Source organism: Streptomyces sp. MZ04, from assembly GCF_004684775.1.
Taxonomy (GTDB): domain Bacteria; phylum Actinomycetota; class Actinomycetes; order Streptomycetales; family Streptomycetaceae; genus Streptomyces.
On the sequence record NZ_SRIC01000007.1, the window covers coordinates 17,877 to 34,748 of the forward strand.

General features: G+C 69.6%; 17 protein-coding genes. 6 read left to right on the top strand and 11 right to left on the bottom strand.

Annotation, left to right across the window (positions count from 1 at the left end; all coding sequences use genetic code 11):
- The first annotated feature begins 112 nt into the window (after positions 1-112).
- On the top strand, positions 113-1,231 hold the full coding sequence (locus tag E2651_RS03220) for a hypothetical protein (RefSeq protein WP_135329413.1): 1,119 nt from the start codon (positions 113-115) through the stop codon (positions 1,229-1,231).
- 85 nt (positions 1,232-1,316) lie between these two features.
- Here the strand turns inward: E2651_RS03220 and E2651_RS03225 are convergent, their stop codons facing one another.
- From E2651_RS03225 to E2651_RS03260, 8 genes are all read right to left on the bottom strand, one after another.
- Positions 1,317-1,652: a metal-sulfur cluster assembly factor gene (locus E2651_RS03225; RefSeq protein ID WP_135329414.1), complete on the bottom strand. Its 336-nt coding sequence runs from the start codon at positions 1,650-1,652 to the stop codon at positions 1,317-1,319.
- Positions 1,649-2,125, bottom strand: coding sequence for a Fe-S cluster assembly sulfur transfer protein SufU (gene sufU / locus E2651_RS03230; protein ID WP_135329415.1), 477 nt, complete (start codon positions 2,123-2,125; stop codon positions 1,649-1,651). The genes E2651_RS03225 and sufU overlap by 4 nt, the downstream gene beginning before the upstream one ends.
- A gap of 16 nt (positions 2,126-2,141) precedes the next feature.
- Complete coding sequence (locus E2651_RS03235; RefSeq protein ID WP_135329416.1) at positions 2,142-3,398, bottom strand: cysteine desulfurase; 1,257 nt, start codon at positions 3,396-3,398, stop codon at positions 2,142-2,144.
- Positions 3,395-4,159, bottom strand: coding sequence for a Fe-S cluster assembly ATPase SufC (gene sufC / locus E2651_RS03240; RefSeq protein ID WP_135329417.1), 765 nt, complete (start codon positions 4,157-4,159; stop codon positions 3,395-3,397). Before sufC ends, E2651_RS03235 begins: the two co-directional genes overlap by 4 nt.
- A 5-nt stretch (positions 4,160-4,164) precedes the next feature.
- Complete coding sequence (locus E2651_RS03245) at positions 4,165-4,482, bottom strand: bifunctional 3-phenylpropionate/cinnamic acid dioxygenase ferredoxin subunit (RefSeq protein ID WP_135329418.1); 318 nt, start codon at positions 4,480-4,482, stop codon at positions 4,165-4,167.
- Complete coding sequence (sufD, locus tag E2651_RS03250) at positions 4,479-5,660, bottom strand: Fe-S cluster assembly protein SufD (protein WP_135329419.1); 1,182 nt, start codon at positions 5,658-5,660, stop codon at positions 4,479-4,481. Before sufD ends, E2651_RS03245 begins: the two co-directional genes overlap by 4 nt.
- Positions 5,661-5,733: 73 nt before the next feature.
- A complete protein-coding gene (gene sufB, locus E2651_RS03255; RefSeq protein WP_135329420.1) occupies positions 5,734-7,155 on the bottom strand; it encodes a Fe-S cluster assembly protein SufB in 1,422 nt (473 codons plus the stop codon).
- Positions 7,152-7,874, bottom strand: a complete 723-nt coding sequence (locus E2651_RS03260; protein WP_135329421.1) for a metalloregulator ArsR/SmtB family transcription factor — start codon at positions 7,872-7,874, stop codon at positions 7,152-7,154. Before E2651_RS03260 ends, sufB begins: the two co-directional genes overlap by 4 nt.
- A gap of 161 nt (positions 7,875-8,035) precedes the next feature.
- Between E2651_RS03260 and E2651_RS03265 the strand changes: the two genes are divergently transcribed.
- The 4 genes from E2651_RS03265 (at position 8,036) to E2651_RS03280 (ending at position 11,681) form a co-directional block, all read left to right on the top strand.
- Positions 8,036-8,848, top strand: coding sequence for an AAC(3) family N-acetyltransferase (locus E2651_RS03265; RefSeq protein ID WP_135329422.1), 813 nt, complete (start codon positions 8,036-8,038; stop codon positions 8,846-8,848).
- Between the two features lie 46 nt (positions 8,849-8,894).
- Entirely contained in the window at positions 8,895-9,821 is a 927-nt protein-coding gene (locus tag E2651_RS03270; protein ID WP_135329423.1) for an ABC transporter ATP-binding protein, read from the top strand.
- Positions 9,818-10,588, top strand: coding sequence for an ABC transporter permease (locus tag E2651_RS03275; RefSeq protein WP_135329424.1), 771 nt, complete (start codon positions 9,818-9,820; stop codon positions 10,586-10,588). The genes E2651_RS03270 and E2651_RS03275 overlap by 4 nt, the downstream gene beginning before the upstream one ends.
- A gap of 85 nt (positions 10,589-10,673) precedes the next feature.
- Complete coding sequence (locus E2651_RS03280; RefSeq protein WP_245238537.1) at positions 10,674-11,681, top strand: COX15/CtaA family protein; 1,008 nt, start codon at positions 10,674-10,676, stop codon at positions 11,679-11,681.
- Positions 11,682-11,707: 26 nt separating this feature from the next.
- Here E2651_RS03280 and E2651_RS03285 read toward each other — a convergent pair whose 3' ends face one another.
- From E2651_RS03285 to E2651_RS03295, 3 genes are all read right to left on the bottom strand, one after another.
- Positions 11,708-12,799 carry an amidohydrolase family protein gene (locus E2651_RS03285; RefSeq protein ID WP_135329426.1) on the bottom strand — a complete coding sequence of 364 codons (1,092 nt, stop codon included), beginning with the start codon at positions 12,797-12,799 and terminating at the stop codon, positions 11,708-11,710.
- A 101-nt stretch (positions 12,800-12,900) separates the two neighbouring features.
- Entirely contained in the window at positions 12,901-13,248 is a 348-nt protein-coding gene (locus E2651_RS03290) for a hypothetical protein (protein WP_135329427.1), read from the bottom strand.
- A gap of 153 nt (positions 13,249-13,401) precedes the next feature.
- A complete protein-coding gene (locus E2651_RS03295; RefSeq protein ID WP_135329428.1) occupies positions 13,402-14,355 on the bottom strand; it encodes a heme o synthase in 954 nt (317 codons plus the stop codon).
- Between the two features lie 399 nt (positions 14,356-14,754).
- Here E2651_RS03295 and tkt point away from each other — a divergent pair, with 399 nt between their 5' ends.
- A complete protein-coding gene (gene tkt / locus E2651_RS03300; RefSeq protein ID WP_135329429.1) occupies positions 14,755-16,866 on the top strand; it encodes a transketolase in 2,112 nt (703 codons plus the stop codon).
- Positions 16,867-16,872: the final 6 nt, after the last annotated feature.

Below are 16,872 nucleotides of genomic sequence, written 5' to 3' on the forward strand. Positions count from 1 at the left end.
GTACGGGCGTACGCAAACCCGGGGAGCAAACCGGCTAAGGTGACGCGATCACTGTGGGGGGCCACAGCGAGCACACGCGGAACACCACACGAAGCTACGGAGCACAAGAGCGATGTCAGACACATCGGGGTGGGGACCACAGGGGGGACCACAGACGCCCCACGGCGGGCCGCCGGGGCCGTACGGCGGGCCACCGCCCGGCTGGGGCTGGTACGGCGGATGGGCGCCGCCGCCCCCGCCGCCCAAGCCGGGAGTCATCCCCCTCGCACCCCTTGGCGTCGACCATGTCATCGGCGGCGCGTTCGCGACGATGCGGCGGTACGCGAAGCCGCTGTTCGGCGGCGCTTTCGCGGCGTACGGCGTGATCGCGGCCGTGACGGCGGGGGCGGCCGCCCTCGCCTACGCCGTCACGCGGGAGCACATCCAGGCGGTGTACGCACCCGGTGCGACCTTCTCCTGGGACCACGTCAGGCCGATCCTGATCGCGTTCGGCGCGGTGTGGCTGGTGGCCATGCTCGCCACACTGGCCGTCAACTCGTTCATCCAGGCGGCGTGCGCCGCCACCCTGCACGAGGCGGTGCTCGGGCGCCCGGCGACGTTCGGCGCGGTCTGGCGCAGGGCGTGGTCGCGGACGCCGCCCGTGATGGCCGTGACGCTCCTGCTGGCCTTCATCCTGTTGCTGCCGACCGCCGTGTGCGCGCTGCTGTTCGTCTCGCTGTTCATCGCGCTCCTGACCGGCTGGGTCGTCCCCCTCGGCCTGCTGTTCCTCCTGCTCGTCGTCGTGACCGCGCTGGCGGCCTGGCTGTACGTCCTGTTCGCCTTCGCGCCGGCGGCCACGGTCCTCGAATCGGCGGGCCCGCTCCAGGCGTTGCGGCGTTCCGTGCGTCTGGTGCGCGGCGCCTGGTGGCGCACGTTCGGCATCTCGCTGCTCGCGGGCCTCATCATCGTGGGGGTGTCCCTGGCGGTGCGGCTCCCCCTGCAGTTCGCCACGCCGAACCCACCCACGGTGGACCCGGGCAGCTCCACGTCCACCGTGCTCCTCGACCAACTGCGGTCCCAGTTCGGCCTGTACGCCGTACTGGGACTGGTGGGCACGTTCCTCACCCAGCTGGTCGCGAGCGTGTTCCTGCCGCTGGTGACGGCCCTGCTGTATATCGACCGCCGCATCCGCAAGGAGGGCCTGGCCCACACGCTGACGGAGGCGGCGTCGGCCGAGGAGCCTGCCTCGTAAAAGCGGTTCGGCCCCCCGCGCACGAAGCGCGGGGGGCCGAATCACTGGTCACGTCTCAGACGTCGAACCCTCAGACGTCGACCCCTCAGACGTTGAACCCGAGCGCACGAAGCTGCTCGCGGCCGTCGTCCGTGATCTTGTCCGGGCCCCACGGCGGCATCCAGACCCAGTTGATCCGCAGCTCGTTGACGATGCCGTCGGTGGCGGACTTCGCCTGGTCCTCGATGACGTCCGTCAGCGGGCAGGCCGCCGAGGTGAGCGTCATGTCGATCGTCGCGATGTTCGCGTCGTCGATGTGGATGCCGTAGATCAGGCCGAGGTTGACGACGTCGATGCCCAGTTCGGGGTCGACGACGTCGTACAGCGCCTCGCGCACCTCTTCTTCGGAGGCGGGCTTCGTCAGCGTCTCGTTCTCGCTCATGCGGTCTTCCTCTCAGCGATCCCGGCTCCGGCGCCCTCGAGCGCCTGGGCCGTCGCGTCCTTCCACGCCATCCAGCTCAGCAGAGCACACTTCACACGCGCCGGGTACTTGGAGACACCGGCGAACGCGACCGCGTCCTCCAGGATCTCCTCCATCGCGTCGTCCGGCTCCAGCTTGCCCTTGGACTGCATCAGCTCCAGGAAAACCGCCTGAATCTTCTGCGCCTCCGCGAGCTCCTTGCCGACCAGGAGGTCGTTCAGGACGGACGCGCTGGCCTGGCTGATGGAGCAGCCCTGGCCCTCGTACGACACGTCGGCGATCGTCGACCCGTCGTACTTGACGCGCAGCGTGATCTCGTCGCCGCACGTCGGGTTGACGTGGTGCACCTCGGCGTCGCCATCACGCAGACCGCGCCCGTGCGGGTGCTTGTAGTGGTCCAGGATGACTTCCTGGTACATCGAATCCAGCTTCACGTTCCCAGCCAGCCCCTCAGCCGAAGAAGTTCCGTACGTGCTCCAGGCCGTCGATCAGCGCGTCGATCTCGCCGGGCGTGGAGTACAGATAGAACGACGCTCGCGTGGTCGCAGGAATTCCGTAACGGAGGCAGACGGGGCGGGCGCAGTGGTGACCCACGCGGACCGCGATGCCTTCCTCGTCCAGGACCTGGCCCACGTCGTGCGGGTGGATGTCGCCGAGTACGAAGGAGATCGCGGCGCCGCGGTCCTCCGCCGTGGACGGGCCGATGATCCTGAGGTCGGGGACCTCGAGCAGCCGCTTCACCGCGTACTCGGTGATCGCGTGCTCATGCGCGGCGATCTTGTCCATGCCGATCGCGGACAGGTAGTCCACGGCCGCGCCCAGGCCGACGGCCTGGGAGACCGGGGGCGTGCCCGCCTCGAACTTGTGCGGCGCGGGAGCGTACGTCGACGAGTGCATCGACACGGTCTCGATCATCTCGCCGCCGCCGAGGAACGGCGGCAGGTCCTCGAGGAGCTCCTGGCGTCCCCACAGCACGCCGATGCCCGTCGGGCCGAGCATCTTGTGGCCGGTGAAGGCCACGAAGTCGGCCTGCAGCGCCTGCACGTCGAGCACCATGTGCGGGGCGGCCTGCGAGGCGTCGATCAGCACCAGGGCGCCGACCTCCTGCGCGCGGCGGACGATCGCCTCGACGGGGTTGAGCGTGCCCAGGATGTTCGACACGAGCACGAAGGAGACGATCTTCGTCTTCTCCGTGATGATCTCGTCGATGTTGGACAGGTCGAGCCGGCCGTCGTCCGTGAGACCGAACCACTTCAGCTTCGCGCCCGTGCGCTGCGAGAGCAGCTGCCACGGCACGATGTTGGAGTGGTGCTCCATCTCCGTGATGACGATCTCGGTCTCGTGGTCCACGCGGTAGGGCTCGTCGGCCCAACCGAGCATGTTCGCCACGAGGTTGAGCGACTCCGAGGCGTTCTTGGTGAAGATCACCTCGTCGCGGCTCGGCGCGTTGATGAACGCCGCGACCTTGTCACGGGCGCCCTCGTACAGCGCCGTGGCCTCCTCCGCGAGGACATGCACGCCGCGGTGGACGTTGGCGTTGTGCTTCTCGTAGTACTCGTTGAGTACGTCGAGCACCTGGCGCGGCGTCTGCGAAGTCGCCGCGTTGTCCAGGTACACGAGCTTCTTGCCGTCGTGGATCGTGCGATCCAGGATCGGGAAGTCCTTGCGGATCGCCTCGGTGTCGAGGAGGCCCGGCAGCTGCGTCACGCTGATACGCCACCCTTCGTGTAAGCCTCGTAGCCCTCGGCCTCGAGCTTGTCGGCGAGCTCCGCGCCGCCGGACTCGGCGATGCGGCCGTTCGCGAAGACGTGCACGAAGTCGGGCTTGATGTAGCGCAGGATGCGCGTGTAGTGCGTGATCAGCAGGGTGCCGACCTCGCCCGTCTCACGGACGCGGTTGACGCCGTCCGAGACCTGGCGCAGAGCATCGACGTCCAGACCGGAGTCCGTCTCGTCGAGGATCGCGATCTTCGGCTTGAGGAGCTCCATCTGGAGGATCTCGTGGCGCTTCTTCTCACCGCCGGAGAAGCCCTCGTTCACGTTGCGCTCGGCGAAGGCCGGGTCCATCTGGAGCTGCTCCATCGCGGACTTGACCTCCTTCACCCAGGTGCGCAGCTTGGGGGCCTCGCCGCGGATCGCGGTGGCCGACGTACGCAGGAAGTTGGAGACCGAGACGCCGGGAACCTCGACCGGGTACTGCATGGCCAGGAACATGCCGGCGCGGGCGCGCTCGTCGACGGACATCTCCAGGACGTCCTCGCCGTCGAGGGTGACGGTGCCCTGCGTGATCGTGTACTTGGGGTGGCCCGCGATGGAGTACGCGAGGGTCGACTTGCCGGAGCCGTTCGGGCCCATGATGGCGTGGGTCTCGCCCTGCTTCACGGTCAGGTCGACACCCTTGAGGATTTCCTTGGTGCCGTTGTCGACCTCGACGGTGACGTGCAGGTCGCGGATTTCAAGCGTTGCCATGTGCCTCAGGACTCCTGGGTGACGGAGACGAGCACATCGTCCCCTTCGATCTTTACGGGGTATACGGGGACGGGGCGCGTCGCGGGAAGGCCGGACGGCTTGCCGGTGCGGAGGTCGAAGCTGGAGCCGTGCAGCCAGCACTCGATCTGACAGTCCTCCACCTCTCCCTCGGAGAGGGAGACGTTCGCGTGCGAGCAGATGTCGTAGATCGCGAACACCTCGCCCTCGGTGTGGACGACCGAGACCGGCGTGCCGTCGAGTTCCACCCGCTTCGGGGTGTCCTCCGACAGCTCGCTCAGGCCACAGGCGCGTACGAATGTCATGCGACCGACGCCTCCAGCTCCTCTTCGATCTTGGCGAGGAGGCGCTCTTCGATGTCGGGCAGGCCGATCTGCTGGATCAGCTCGGCGAAGAATCCGCGGACCACGAGGCGGCGCGCCTCGTCCTGCGGGATACCGCGCGACTGCAGGTAGAAGAGCTGCTCGTCGTCGAAGCGGCCGGTCGCCGAGGCGTGTCCGGCGCCGACGATCTCGCCGGTCTCGATCTCGAGGTTCGGCACGGAGTCGACGCGGGCGCCGTCGGTCAGAACCAGGTTGCGGTTCATCTCGTACGTGTCCGTGCCCTCGGCCGCGGCCTCGATGAGGACGTCGCCGATCCACACCGCGTGGGCGTCCTGGCCCTGGAGCGCGCCCTTGTAGACGACGTTCGACTTGCAGTGCGCGGCGTTGTGGTCGACCAGGAGGCGGTGCTCCTGGTGCTGGCCCGCGTCGGTGACGTACAGACCGATGAGCTCGGCCTCGCCGCCCGTGCCCGCGTACTCGACGCGGGGGTGCAGGCGGACGACGTCGCCGCCGAAGGTCACGACGACCGACTTGAAGGAGGCGTCCCGGCCGACGAGCGCGTTGTGCTGCGCGACGTGCACGGCCTTGTCGTCCCAGTCCTGGACGGAGACGACGGTGAGCTTGGCGCCGTCGCCCAGGAGGTAGTCGACATTCGCGGCGAGCACGGCGTCACCGGTGTGGTCGATGACGACGAGGGCCTCGGCGAACGCGCCGAGCTCGATGACCTGGTGCGCGAAGGCGGTGCCGCCCTCGCCGTGCACGGCGATGCGGATCGGCTCGGTGAGCACCGTCTCCTTGGGGACGGTCACGACCGAGGCCTTCTCGAAGGACGAGTACGCCTGCGCGGCGACGCGGTCGACGGGCTTGCCCGCCTTGCCCACGCGCGCGTCGTCACGGCCGACGGTCTCCTGGGTCACGCCCGCCGGCGCCGTCACCTCGACGCGGATGCCGCCGGTGGCGACCGCCGTGCCGTCGTGCAGCCCGCGAAGGCGCTCCAGCGGCGTGAACCGCCACTCCTCCTCGCGGCCGTGCGGCACCGGGAAGTCCGCCACGTCGAAGGACGGGGGCGCGCTCATACGGGTGGCGACGGTGGACTCGGCGGCCACCGCGATGGATCCGGCGGTGGTGGATCCCACCGGGATGTTCTGAGCCTCAGCCATGGCTGTCGTCGTGCTCTCTCTCTGCGTTAAAGAAGTCTGCTCGCTGCGGGGACGGACGGGGGCGGCCGGGGCCTCAGCCCACCGAACCCTCCATCTGCAGCTCGATCAGCCGGTTCAGCTCCAGGGCGTACTCCATGGGCAGCTCCTTGGCGATCGGCTCGACGAAGCCGCGGACGATCATCGCCATGGCCTCGAACTCGGTCATGCCGCGGCTCATCAGGTAGAAGAGCTGGTCGTCGGAGACCTTGGAGACCGTCGCCTCGTGACCCATGGACACGTCGTCCTCGCGGACGTCGACGTACGGGTACGTGTCCGAGCGGGAGATCGTGTCGACGAGCAGTGCGTCACAGAGCACGTTCGACTTCGAGCCGTGAGCGCCCTCGCCGATCTCGACGAGACCGCGGTAGGAGGTGCGGCCGCCGCCACGCGCCACGGACTTCGACACGATGTTGGAGGACGTGTTCGGCGCCATGTGGACCATCTTGGAACCGGCGTCCTGGTGCTGGCCCTCGCCGGCGAAGGCGATGGACAGCGTCTCACCCTTGGCGTGCTCGCCCATCAGGTAGACGGCGGGGTACTTCATCGTCACCTTGGAGCCGATGTTGCCGTCGATCCACTCCATGGTCGCGCCCTCGTACGCCACGGCGCGCTTGGTGACCAGGTTGTAGACGTTGTTCGACCAGTTCTGGATCGTCGTGTAGCGGCAGCGGCCGCCCTTCTTGACGATGATCTCGACGACCGCGGAGTGCAGCGAGTCCGACTTGTAGATCGGCGCCGTGCAGCCCTCGACGTAGTGGACGTAGGCGTCCTCGTCCACGATGATCAGGGTCCGCTCGAACTGGCCCATGTTCTCCGTGTTGATGCGGAAGTAGGCCTGGAGCGGGATCTCGACGTGCACGCCCTTGGGGACGTAGATGAACGAGCCGCCGGACCAGACGGCCGTGTTCAACGACGCGAACTTGTTGTCACCGACGGGGATGACCGTGCCGAAGTACTCCTTGAAGAGCTCCGGGTGCTCCTTCAGCGCCGTGTCCGTGTCCAGGAAGATGACGCCCTGCTCCTCCAGGTCCTCACGGATCTGGTGGTAGACGACCTCGGACTCGTACTGGGCCGCGACACCGGCGACGAGGCGCTGCTTCTCCGCCTCGGGGATGCCGAGCTTGTCGTACGTGTTCTTGATGTCCTCGGGCAGGTCCTCCCAGGACTCCGCCTGCTTCTCCGTGGAGCGCACGAAGTACTTGATGTTGTCGAAGTCGATGCCCGACAGGTCCGAGCCCCAGTTGGGCATGGGCTTCTTGTCGAAGAGGCGCAGGCCCTTGAGGCGGAGCTTGGTCATCCACTCCGGCTCGGACTTCTTGGCCGAGATGTCCCGGACGACGTCCTCATTGATGCCGCGCTTGGCAGAGGCACCAGCCGCGTCGGAGTCGGCCCAGCCGTATTCGTACGTACCCAGACCCTCGAGTTCGGGGTGGGCAGTCTCCGTGGGGAGAGTCATGCGGGGTTCCTCCCGGCCGTGCTTGCAGATGCGTTATGTGTGGTCTGTGGGGTGTTGCGGGGAATGAACGTCGTGCAGACGCCGTCGCCGTGGGCGATGGTGGCGAGCCGCTGGACATGCGTTCCGAGCAGGACGGAGAAGATCTCCGTCTCCGCCTCGCACAGTTGCGGGTACTGCTCGGCGACATGAGCGACGGGGCAGTGGTGCTGGCACAGCTGCTCGCCTACCGGAGCGCTGCGAGCCGTAGCAGCGTACCCGTCGCGGGTCAACGCCTTCGCAAGAGCCTCGGTGCGCCGCTCCGGGGGCGCCGCGTCGATCGCTGCGCGGTAGGCCTCGGCCTGTCCCTCGATCCGCTCGCGGGCGAATTCGACGACCGCTCCCTCGCCGTACCGCTCGGTGATCCAGCGCATGGCGTCGGCGGCGAGCTTGTCGTAGGACTGGTCGAAGGCGTCACGGCCGCAGTCGGTCAGGGCGAAGACCTTGGCGGGGCGCCCGCGTGTACGCGTGCCATAGACCCGCTGCTCGCGGGGCTCGACCACGTTCTCGTGGACGAGGGTGTCGAGGTGCCTGCGGACGGCCGCCTGGGTGAGACCGAGGCGCTTCGCGAGGTCCGCGACGGTGGACGGGCCGTGATCCAGGACGGAGCGCGCGACCCGGTTGCGCGTAGACCGCTCCCCGGTCGCGAGTTCCTCCTGCGGAACCTCGCCAACGTTTTTCACAACGCCATTGTTGCGTAATTCCTCAGAGCCTGACAACCCGCGTCCGGATCACGGTCCGGTGCGCTACATCACTTAGGCATACCTAAGATGACCTGCGGAAATGATCACTGATCGATCAAATCGGTGGCGGGCCGTAGCGGGGCCGAGGAGACTCCCGAACCATGCCCACACCCCCTCCCACCGGCCCTTTGTGCACGCGGACGTCTCTCGCCGCCGACCTCCGCGAGCTCGGCGTGCGGCCCGGCGAGACCCTCCTCGCGCACTCCTCGCTCAGCGCGCTCGGCTGGGTCAGCGGCGGCCGGATCGCCGTCGTGCAAGCACTGCTCGACGCCCTGGGCGAAAACGGCACGCTGGTGGTCCCCACGCAGTCCGGCGACAACTCCGATCCGGCCGGCTGGGAGAACCCGCCCGTGCCCGAGTCCTGGTGGCCCGAGATCCGCGCCTCCATCCCGGCGTACGACCCGCGCACGGCCCCCACCCGTGGCGTCGGCGTGATCCCGGAGACCGTGCGGACCTGGCCCGGCGCCGTCCGCAGCGCGCACCCGCAGACCTCCTTCGCGGCGGTCGGCCCGCGCGCCGGGGCCCTCATGGACGGGCACGCCCTTGACTGCCGCCTCGGCGAGCGCAGCCCGCTGGCCCGCCTGGAGGAGTCGGGTGCCCGGGTGCTGCTGCTCGGCGCGGGCTTCGACTCCTGCACCGCCTTCCATCTGGCCGAGTACCGGATTCCCGCCCCCGAGGTCGAGAACTCCTTCGCGGTCATGACACCGGAGGGACGCCGCTGGACGACGGTGCGCGAGCCCTCCATCTCCGAGGAGCGCTTCGACGAGCTCGGCTCGGACTTCGAGCGGGACCGTCCCGTCGTGCGGGGGACGGTGGGCGCGGCAACGGCGCGGCTCTTCCCGGTGGCCGACGCCGTCGCGTACGCCGAGCGCTGGCTGGACACGCACCGCTCGCGCGCCGAGTGGGCCGGCTAGGAGCCCCGTGCCCGCGGGCCTTGTGACCCTCTCTAGACTTCCCGCCATGGGAACTGAGTCCGTCGTCCAGGTCACCGGCCTGGTCAAGCGGTACGGCAAGAAGACCGCGGTGGACGGCCTCGACCTCCGGGTCCGTGCGGGCACCGTCACCGCGGTCCTCGGGCCGAACGGCGCCGGGAAGACCACCACCGTCGAGACCTGCGAGGGCTACCGCAGGCCGGACGCGGGCACGGTCCGCGTCCTGGGCCTCGACCCGGTCACACAGGCCGGCGCCCTGCGCCCCCGCATCGGCGTGATGCTCCAGTCCGGGGGCGTCTACTCCGGCGCCCGCGCCGACGAGATGCTGCGCCACGTGGCGAAGCTGCACGCACACCCCCTGGACGTGGGCGCACTGATCGAGCGCCTGGGCCTGGAGAGCTGCGGCCGCACCACCTACCGGCGCCTGTCCGGCGGCCAGCAGCAGCGCCTCGCGCTCGCGATGGCCGTGGTCGGCAGGCCCGAGCTGGTCTTCCTGGACGAGCCCACCGCGGGCCTCGACCCGCAGGCACGCCGGGCCACCTGGGATCTCGTACGCGATCTGCGGCGCGACGGAGTCTCCGTCATCCTCACCACGCATCACATGGACGAGGCCGAGGAACTCTCCGACGACGTCGCGATCATCGACGCGGGCAAGGTCATCGCCGAGGGCAGCCCCGAGGAGCTGTGCCGGGGCGGCGCCGAGAACACCCTGCGCTTCTCCGGCCGCCCCGGACTCGACGTCGGCTCGCTCCTCAAGGCACTCCCGCCGGACTCCGCCGCCGCCGAACTCACCCCCGGCGCCTACCGCGTGAGCGGCACGGTCGACCCGCAGCTGCTCGCCACCGTCACCTCCTGGTGCGCCCAGCACGGCGTCATGCCGGAGAAGATCGCGGTCGAGCGCCACACCCTCGAAGACGTGTTCTTGGAGCTCACAGGCAAGGAGCTGCGCGGATGAGCGCCGCCGGTACGTACACGCCGGAGCCGGGCGCCGCCCCGCTCCCCCGCATGATCGCCACGCAGGCGGTGCTCGAGACGAAGATGCTGCTGCGCAACGGCGAGCAGCTGCTGCTCACGGTCGTCATCCCCACACTGCTCCTCGTCCTGTTCAGCGCCGTCGACATCGTCGACACGGGCAAGGGCGAGGCCGTGGACTTCCTCACGCCCGGCATCCTCGCGCTCGCCGTGATGTCGACCGCCTTCACCGGGCAGGCCATCGCGACGGGCTTCGAGCGGCGCTACGGCGTGCTCAAGCGGCTCGGCGCCTCGCCGCTGCCCCGCTGGGGCCTGATGGCGGCCAAGACCCTCTCGGTCCTGGTCACCGAGGTCCTGCAGATCGTGCTGCTCACGGTCATCGCGTTCGCGCTCGGCTGGTCGCCACAGGGCAACCCCGTCGCCGTACTCCTCCTCCTGATCCTCGGCACGGCCGCCTTCTCCGGGCTCGGCCTGCTGATGGCCGGGACCCTGAAGGCGGAAGCGACGCTCGCCGCCGCGAACCTGGTCTTCCTGCTCCTGCTCGTGGGCGGCGGCGTCATCGTGCCGCTCGACAAGTTCCCGGACGCCGCCCAGTCGGTGCTCGGTCTTCTGCCGATCTCCGCGCTCTCGGACGGGCTTCGGGACGTGCTCCAGCACGGCGCGGGCATGCCGTGGGGCGACCTCGCGATCCTTGCCGTGTGGGCGGTTCTCGGGCTCGGCGCGGCGGCGAAGTTCTTCCGCTGGGAGTAATCCAGCGTCCGTACGGGAGTAACCGGCGTCACAAATGCGCCGCATACGTCCCCCTCGTGAAGGCGTGCACAAGCGGCCCCCTACGATGGGGCCCGTGCCAAACGTGACCCGAGCCGACGTCGCTCAAGCCGTGCGCAACCCGCTCGCCTACATCGCCGAACGCTGGACCCCGCAGCAGCGGACCGTCCGGCGCGCGGCGATGATCTCGCTCGTGATGACGGTGGGCATCGTGGTCACCGGCGGCGCCGTCCGCCTGACCGGCTCGGGCCTCGGCTGCCCGACCTGGCCCAAGTGCACGGACGACTCCCTGACCGCGACCAGCGAGATGGGCGTCCACGGCTACATCGAGTTCGGCAACCGCATGCTGGCGTACGTGCTGAGCGCGGCCGTCGGCTGGGCCATCATCGCGGCGCGCTCCCAGAAGCCGATGCGGCGCAGCCTCACCCGGCTCGGCTGGGCCCAGTTCTGGCTGGTCATGGGCAATGCCGTACTCGGCGGCATCGTGGTTCTCGTCGGCCTGAACCCCTACACGGTCGCGGCGCACTTCCTGCTCTCCTCCGCCCTGATCGCGGTCGCCGTCACGATGTGGCAGCGCACCCGCGAGGGCGACGCCGAGACGCGCCCGCTGGTCGGCAAGGCCGTGGCGCAGCTGGTGTGGGTCCTGGTCGTGACGTCCGGTCTGCTGATCGCCGTGGGTACGGTCGTGACGGGCTCCGGACCGCACGCGGGCGACTCCAGCGAGGTGCCGCGGATGGGCTTCGACTGGGAGACGGTCAGCAAGGCGCACGCGGTCCTCGCCTGGATCGTGGTGACGCTGACGTTCGCCCTGTGGTTCGTCCTCAAGGCCGTCGACGCGCCCAAGGGCCCGCTGCACCGCACGCGTGACCTGTTCCTGATCCTCCTCGGCCAGGGCGCCATCGGCTACGTCCAGTACTTCACGGACCTGCCCGAGGTCCTGGTGGGCATGCACATGCTCGGCTCGTGTCTGGTGTGGATCGGCGTGATGAGGGTGCTCCTCTCGATGCGCGAGCGCCCGCTGACCACGGTGGAGGTCCCGGCGCAGGCCGACGAGTCCCGCCTTTCGGCCGTCTGAGCCCAACCGTGTGAGGCCGGGGCCCTTCAGCCCTCCTCCGAAAGCCCGTACACACGGCGGGCGTTGCCCGCCGCGACGAGCCCCGCCACCCGCTGCGCGTCCGCCAGCGACCACGCACCCTCCACGACCCAGCCGCCGAGCACCCTGCCCAGCGCCTCCTGGAACAGCCGCGCGCCCACCACGTGCAGCTCGGGAAGCCCGTGCGCGCCGCTGGAGAAGAGCACCTTGCCGAACGGCGCCAGCTCCAGGATCTCCGCGAGCACGGCGGCCGCACGCGCCCCGGTACGCACGAGCGCGGGGCCCAGATCGGCGTACACGTGCGGGAAGTCGCCCGCGAGATGGGCGGCGCCCCGGTGGTAGGGGTAGCCGTGCAGCAGTACGAGATCGGTGCCGAGCCCCGCGGTCGCCCGCGCGAAGCCGCCGAAGTACGCCTGCGGGTCCCCGGCCCCCGCGTGCAGCTGCAGCGGGCGCCCCGATGCGACGGCGATCCACAGCAGATGCCTCAGCAGTACGGGGTCGCCAAGGGCGCCGCCCACCTGCCGCCCCGAGAGCCAGCGCCCCGCGGCGCCCCGCACTTCCCCGGGCCCCGGCGGTTCGGGCGTCAGGGCGAGACCGTGCCGGACGCCGGCGACCGAGGTGAAGGCGACGGCGCCCGCGGCCGCCGCGTGCACGGACTCGGCCAGATTGGCGAGGAAGGAGTCGACGGTGCCGGAGGTGTCGGCGACCTGTTCGGCCAGTAATTCCAGGCGGACGATCTCGTGCGCGTCGGCGGCGCCTGCGGACGCCATCTCGGTGGGCCCGGTGAGATCTCCGGGCAGCCCGGTGTCGACGAGATACGTCGTGATGCCGCTGCCCCGCAACAGCCTCCGGCCCGACTCCAGTACGCCGAGGTCGCGACGGCGGGCGAGATAGCGGGCGGGCGGGCAGTGCGGTTCGAGACCGAGCAGCGGCGGGCACCAGCGGCGTACCGCGAAGCCCGTCTGGGTGTCGAAGAAGGTGGTGCCGGGCGCGGGCGGGCCCTCGCCGCGGCCGAGGTGGGCCTCGAAGGTGCCGAGGCCCAGCTCCGTACGCAGCACGCCATGGCAGTACTGGTCCACCAGGGACGGCGTTTCGATCATCCGGGCTCCCGGTAGGCGGACCGTGCTCCTACGGTCCTAACGGGTGACCCGGGCGTCAGGTGTTGCTTTCGGCCAGTCTGTACGACATCGGCCGCGAGCCGTCAGCCGTTGCTGGGCCCGCCGAGCTGAATGCCCGCCATGCGCGTCCACTCGTAGGGCCCGGTCTTCACCTTGGCCGCGAAATCGCCGTCGAAGTTCTCGTGGACGGTGATCCCGGCCTTCTCCACGGCGCTCTGCGCGATGGCGTAGCTGGGCGCCACCAGGTCGCCCCAGCCGCCGTCCTCGCCGACCAGGACGATGCGGGTGCCCTCGTGCCCGATGTACGCGATCTGCCCCTCGGCACCACCGTGCGCCCGGGCGAAGGTCCCGATCTCCTTCGCCAGCTTGGCCGCCCGGCGCTCGGCCTTGGCGGCCTTCTTGCTGTCGTCCACCTGCTGCGTGTCTGCCATGGGCAGGATGCTACCGACGGGTAGATCGTCTGGCGACAGGCGGGGGGAGTGGCATCGCCCACGCAGCGAACCGCGCCCCGTGAGGGGCGCGGGGAACTGCGCGACCAGCCACCGACGGCCCGCACGTTCCGCACCGGCCTCCCAGCGGAGCGCCTAGCGGAGGAAGGGATCCACCGCCACCGCCACGAACAGCAGCGAGACATAGGTGATCGACCAGTGGAACAGCCGCATCTCCTTGAGCTTGCCGCCCGTGACCTCGGCCCTGGCGCGGGTCTGCAGGCCGTGCGCCTCCCACAGCCAGAAGCCGCCGGACAGCAGGGCGACCACGGTGTAGAACCAGCCGGTGTAGCCGAGCGGCTGCAGCAGCAGGGAGACGGCGACCATGACCCAGCTGTAGAGGACGATCTGGCGGGCGACGACCTTATTGGAGGCGATGACCGGCAGCATCGGCACGCCCACGCGCGCGTAGTCGTCCTTCACCTTCATGGACAGCGGCCAGTAGTGCGGCGGCGTCCAGAAGAACATGACGAGGAAGAGGATGACCGGCGCCCACGACATGGAGTCGGTGACCGAGGACCAGCCGATGAGGACCGGCAGACAGCCCGCGATGCCGCCCCAGACGATGTTCTGCGAGGTGCGGCGCTTCAGGATCATCGTGTAGACGACCACGTAGAAGAGCAGTGCGCTCAGGGAGAGCCAGGCCGAGAGCCAGTTGACGGCCAGGCCGAACAGGAGCGTGGAGATCACCGCGAGCGAGATGCCGAAGACCAGGCATTCGCGGGGGCTCACCATGCCGGTGACCAGGGGCCGTTGCGACGTACGGTCCATCAGCGCGTCGATGTCGCGGTCGATGTACATGTTCAGCGCGTTGGCGCCGCCCGCGGAGAGGTAGCCGCCGACACAGGTCAGCAGGACCAGCCACAGGTCGGGCACACCCTGCTCGGCGAGGAACATCACCGGAACGGTGGTGATCAGGAGGAGCTCGATGATCCGCGGCTTGGTCAGCGCCACGAACGCCATGACACGGGCCCCGAACGGCCGGTGGCTCGGGCTAGAGCTCGTCCCTAGCGACCCCGCTGGACGGGATTCAACGGCCGTCACGCACACCCCTGACAGAGACTTCCCAGCAAGCCGCGTCGGACGTTCAGAGATGAAGATCCGGTAAAGGCTCGCGCGTACCACGCCACTGTAGACGTTGCCCATACCTCGCCCTTCGCGGGGGTGGGGTCGTGTTGAGCGGCGTGTTGGGCGCCCTGGAAACGTCCGGAAACGCGGTGCGACACCCGTTCAGATGAGCGGCCCGGCACTCGTTCACACAGTCCATCTGAGCGGCTCCGACTTCACATGGTGAACGGCGTGGATCCCTTTCGGCAGGCGGATCCCGGCGCGTCCCGGCAGTCTGGAATGACTCGAAAAAATGCACGTCTTTACAGCGGTAGGCTCGACATCGGCCGGTGGGATCTACATCGCCGGCATTCGACATGTGGAGAGGAGCCCTGACCCAGGGTGAGCACCAAGCCGACCGCCACTGACCTCGAGTGGACCGAACTGGACCAGCGGGCTGTTGACACCGCCCGCGTCCTGGCCGCCGACGCCGTACAGAAGGTCGGCAACGGCCATCCGGGTACGGCCATGAGCCTCGCGCCTGCCGCGTACACCCTCTTCCAGAAGGTGATGCGGCACGACCCCGCCGACGCCGAGTGGACCGGGCGCGACCGGTTCGTGCTGTCCGCGGGCCACTCGTCCCTGACCCTCTACATCCAGCTCTACCTGGCCGGCTTCGGCCTGGAGCTCGATGACCTGAAGGCGTTCCGCACCTGGGGTTCGAAGACCCCCGGCCACCCGGAGTACGGGCACACCACGGGCGTGGAGACGACGACGGGCCCGCTGGGCCAGGGCGTCGCGAACGCCGTGGGCATGGCGATGGCCGCCCGCTACGAGCGTGGCCTGTTCGACCCGGAGGCCGCCGATGGCGAGTCGCCGTTCGACCACTACATCTACGCGATCGCCGGTGACGGCTGCCTCCAGGAGGGCATCTCCTCGGAGGCGTCCTCGCTGGCCGGGCACCAGAAGCTCGGCAACCTCGTGCTGCTGTGGGACGACAACCACATCTCCATCGAGGGCGACACGGAGACGGCCGTCTCCGAGGACACCATCAAGCGGTACGAGGCCTACGGCTGGCACGTCCAGCGCGTGGAGCCCAAGGAGAACGGCGACCTCGACCCGGCCGCCCTCTACGCCGCGATCCAGGCCGCGAAGGCGGTGACGGACAAGCCGTCCTTCATCGCGATGCGCTCGATCATCGCCTGGCCCGCGCCGAACGCGCAGAACACCGAGGCCGCGCACGGCTCGGCGCTCGGCGCCGACGAGGTCGCGGCCACCAAGCGTGTCCTCGGCTTCGACCCGGAGCAGAGCTTCGAGGTCGCCGACGAGGTCCTCGCGCACGCCCGCGAGGCGCTCGACCGCGGCCGTGACGCCAAGGCCGAGTGGGAGAAGGGCTTCGCCGCCTGGCGCACCGCTTCCCCGGAGCGCGCCGCGGAGTTCGACCGCATCGCCGCGGGCGAGCTGCCGGCCGGCTGGGAGGAGAAGCTCCCGGTCTTCGAGGCGGGCAAGGGCGTCGCGACGCGTGCCGCGTCCGGCAAGGTCCTGCAGGCGCTCGGCGCGGTCGTCCCCGAGCTGTGGGGCGGCTCGGCCGACCTCGCGGGCTCGAACAACACGACGATCGACAAGACGTCGTCGTTCCTCCCTGCGGACAACCCGCTGCCGGAGGCCGACCCGTACGGCCGCACGATCCACTTCGGCATCCGCGAGCACTCCATGGCCGCGGAGATGAACGGCATCGCGCTGCACGGCGGCACCCGCATCTACGGCGGCACCTTCCTGGTGTTCTCCGACTACATGCGCAACGCCGTCCGCCTGTCCGCGCTGATGCACCTGCCGGTGACGTACGTGTGGACGCACGACTCCATCGGTCTCGGCGAGGACGGCCCGACGCACCAGCCGGTCGAGCACCTGGCATCGCTGCGCGCCATCCCGGGCCTGAACGTGGTCCGCCCGGCGGACGCGAACGAGACCACCGTCGCGTGGCGCGAGATCCTCAAGCGCTACACCAAGGTGTTCGGCAAGGGCGCCCCGCACGGCCTGGCGCTGACCCGTCAGGGCGTGCCGACGTACGACCGCGAGGTCACCGAGGGCGCGGCCAAGGGCGGCTACGTCCTGTTCGAGGCCGACGGCCCCGCCCCCGAGGTCGTCCTCATCGGCACCGGCTCCGAGGTGCACCTCGCCGTCGAGGCGCGCGAGCAGCTGCAGGCGGCCGGCGTCCCGACGCGCGTCGTCTCGATGCCGTGCGTCGAGTGGTTCGAGGAGCAGGACCAGAGCTACCGCGACAGCGTGCTTCCGCCGTCGGTGAAGGCGCGCGTGGCGGTCGAGGCGGGCATCGGCCTGACCTGGCACCGCTTCGTGGGCGACGCCGGGCGCATCGTGTCGCTGGAGCACTTCGGTGCTTCCGCGGACGGCAAGGTGCTGTTCCGTGAGTTCGGGTTCACTGCCGACGCGGTCACCGCGGCCGCCCGGGCTGCATTGGATTCAACTACTGAGATCGACGCCGCTCAGCGCTGACGCCGA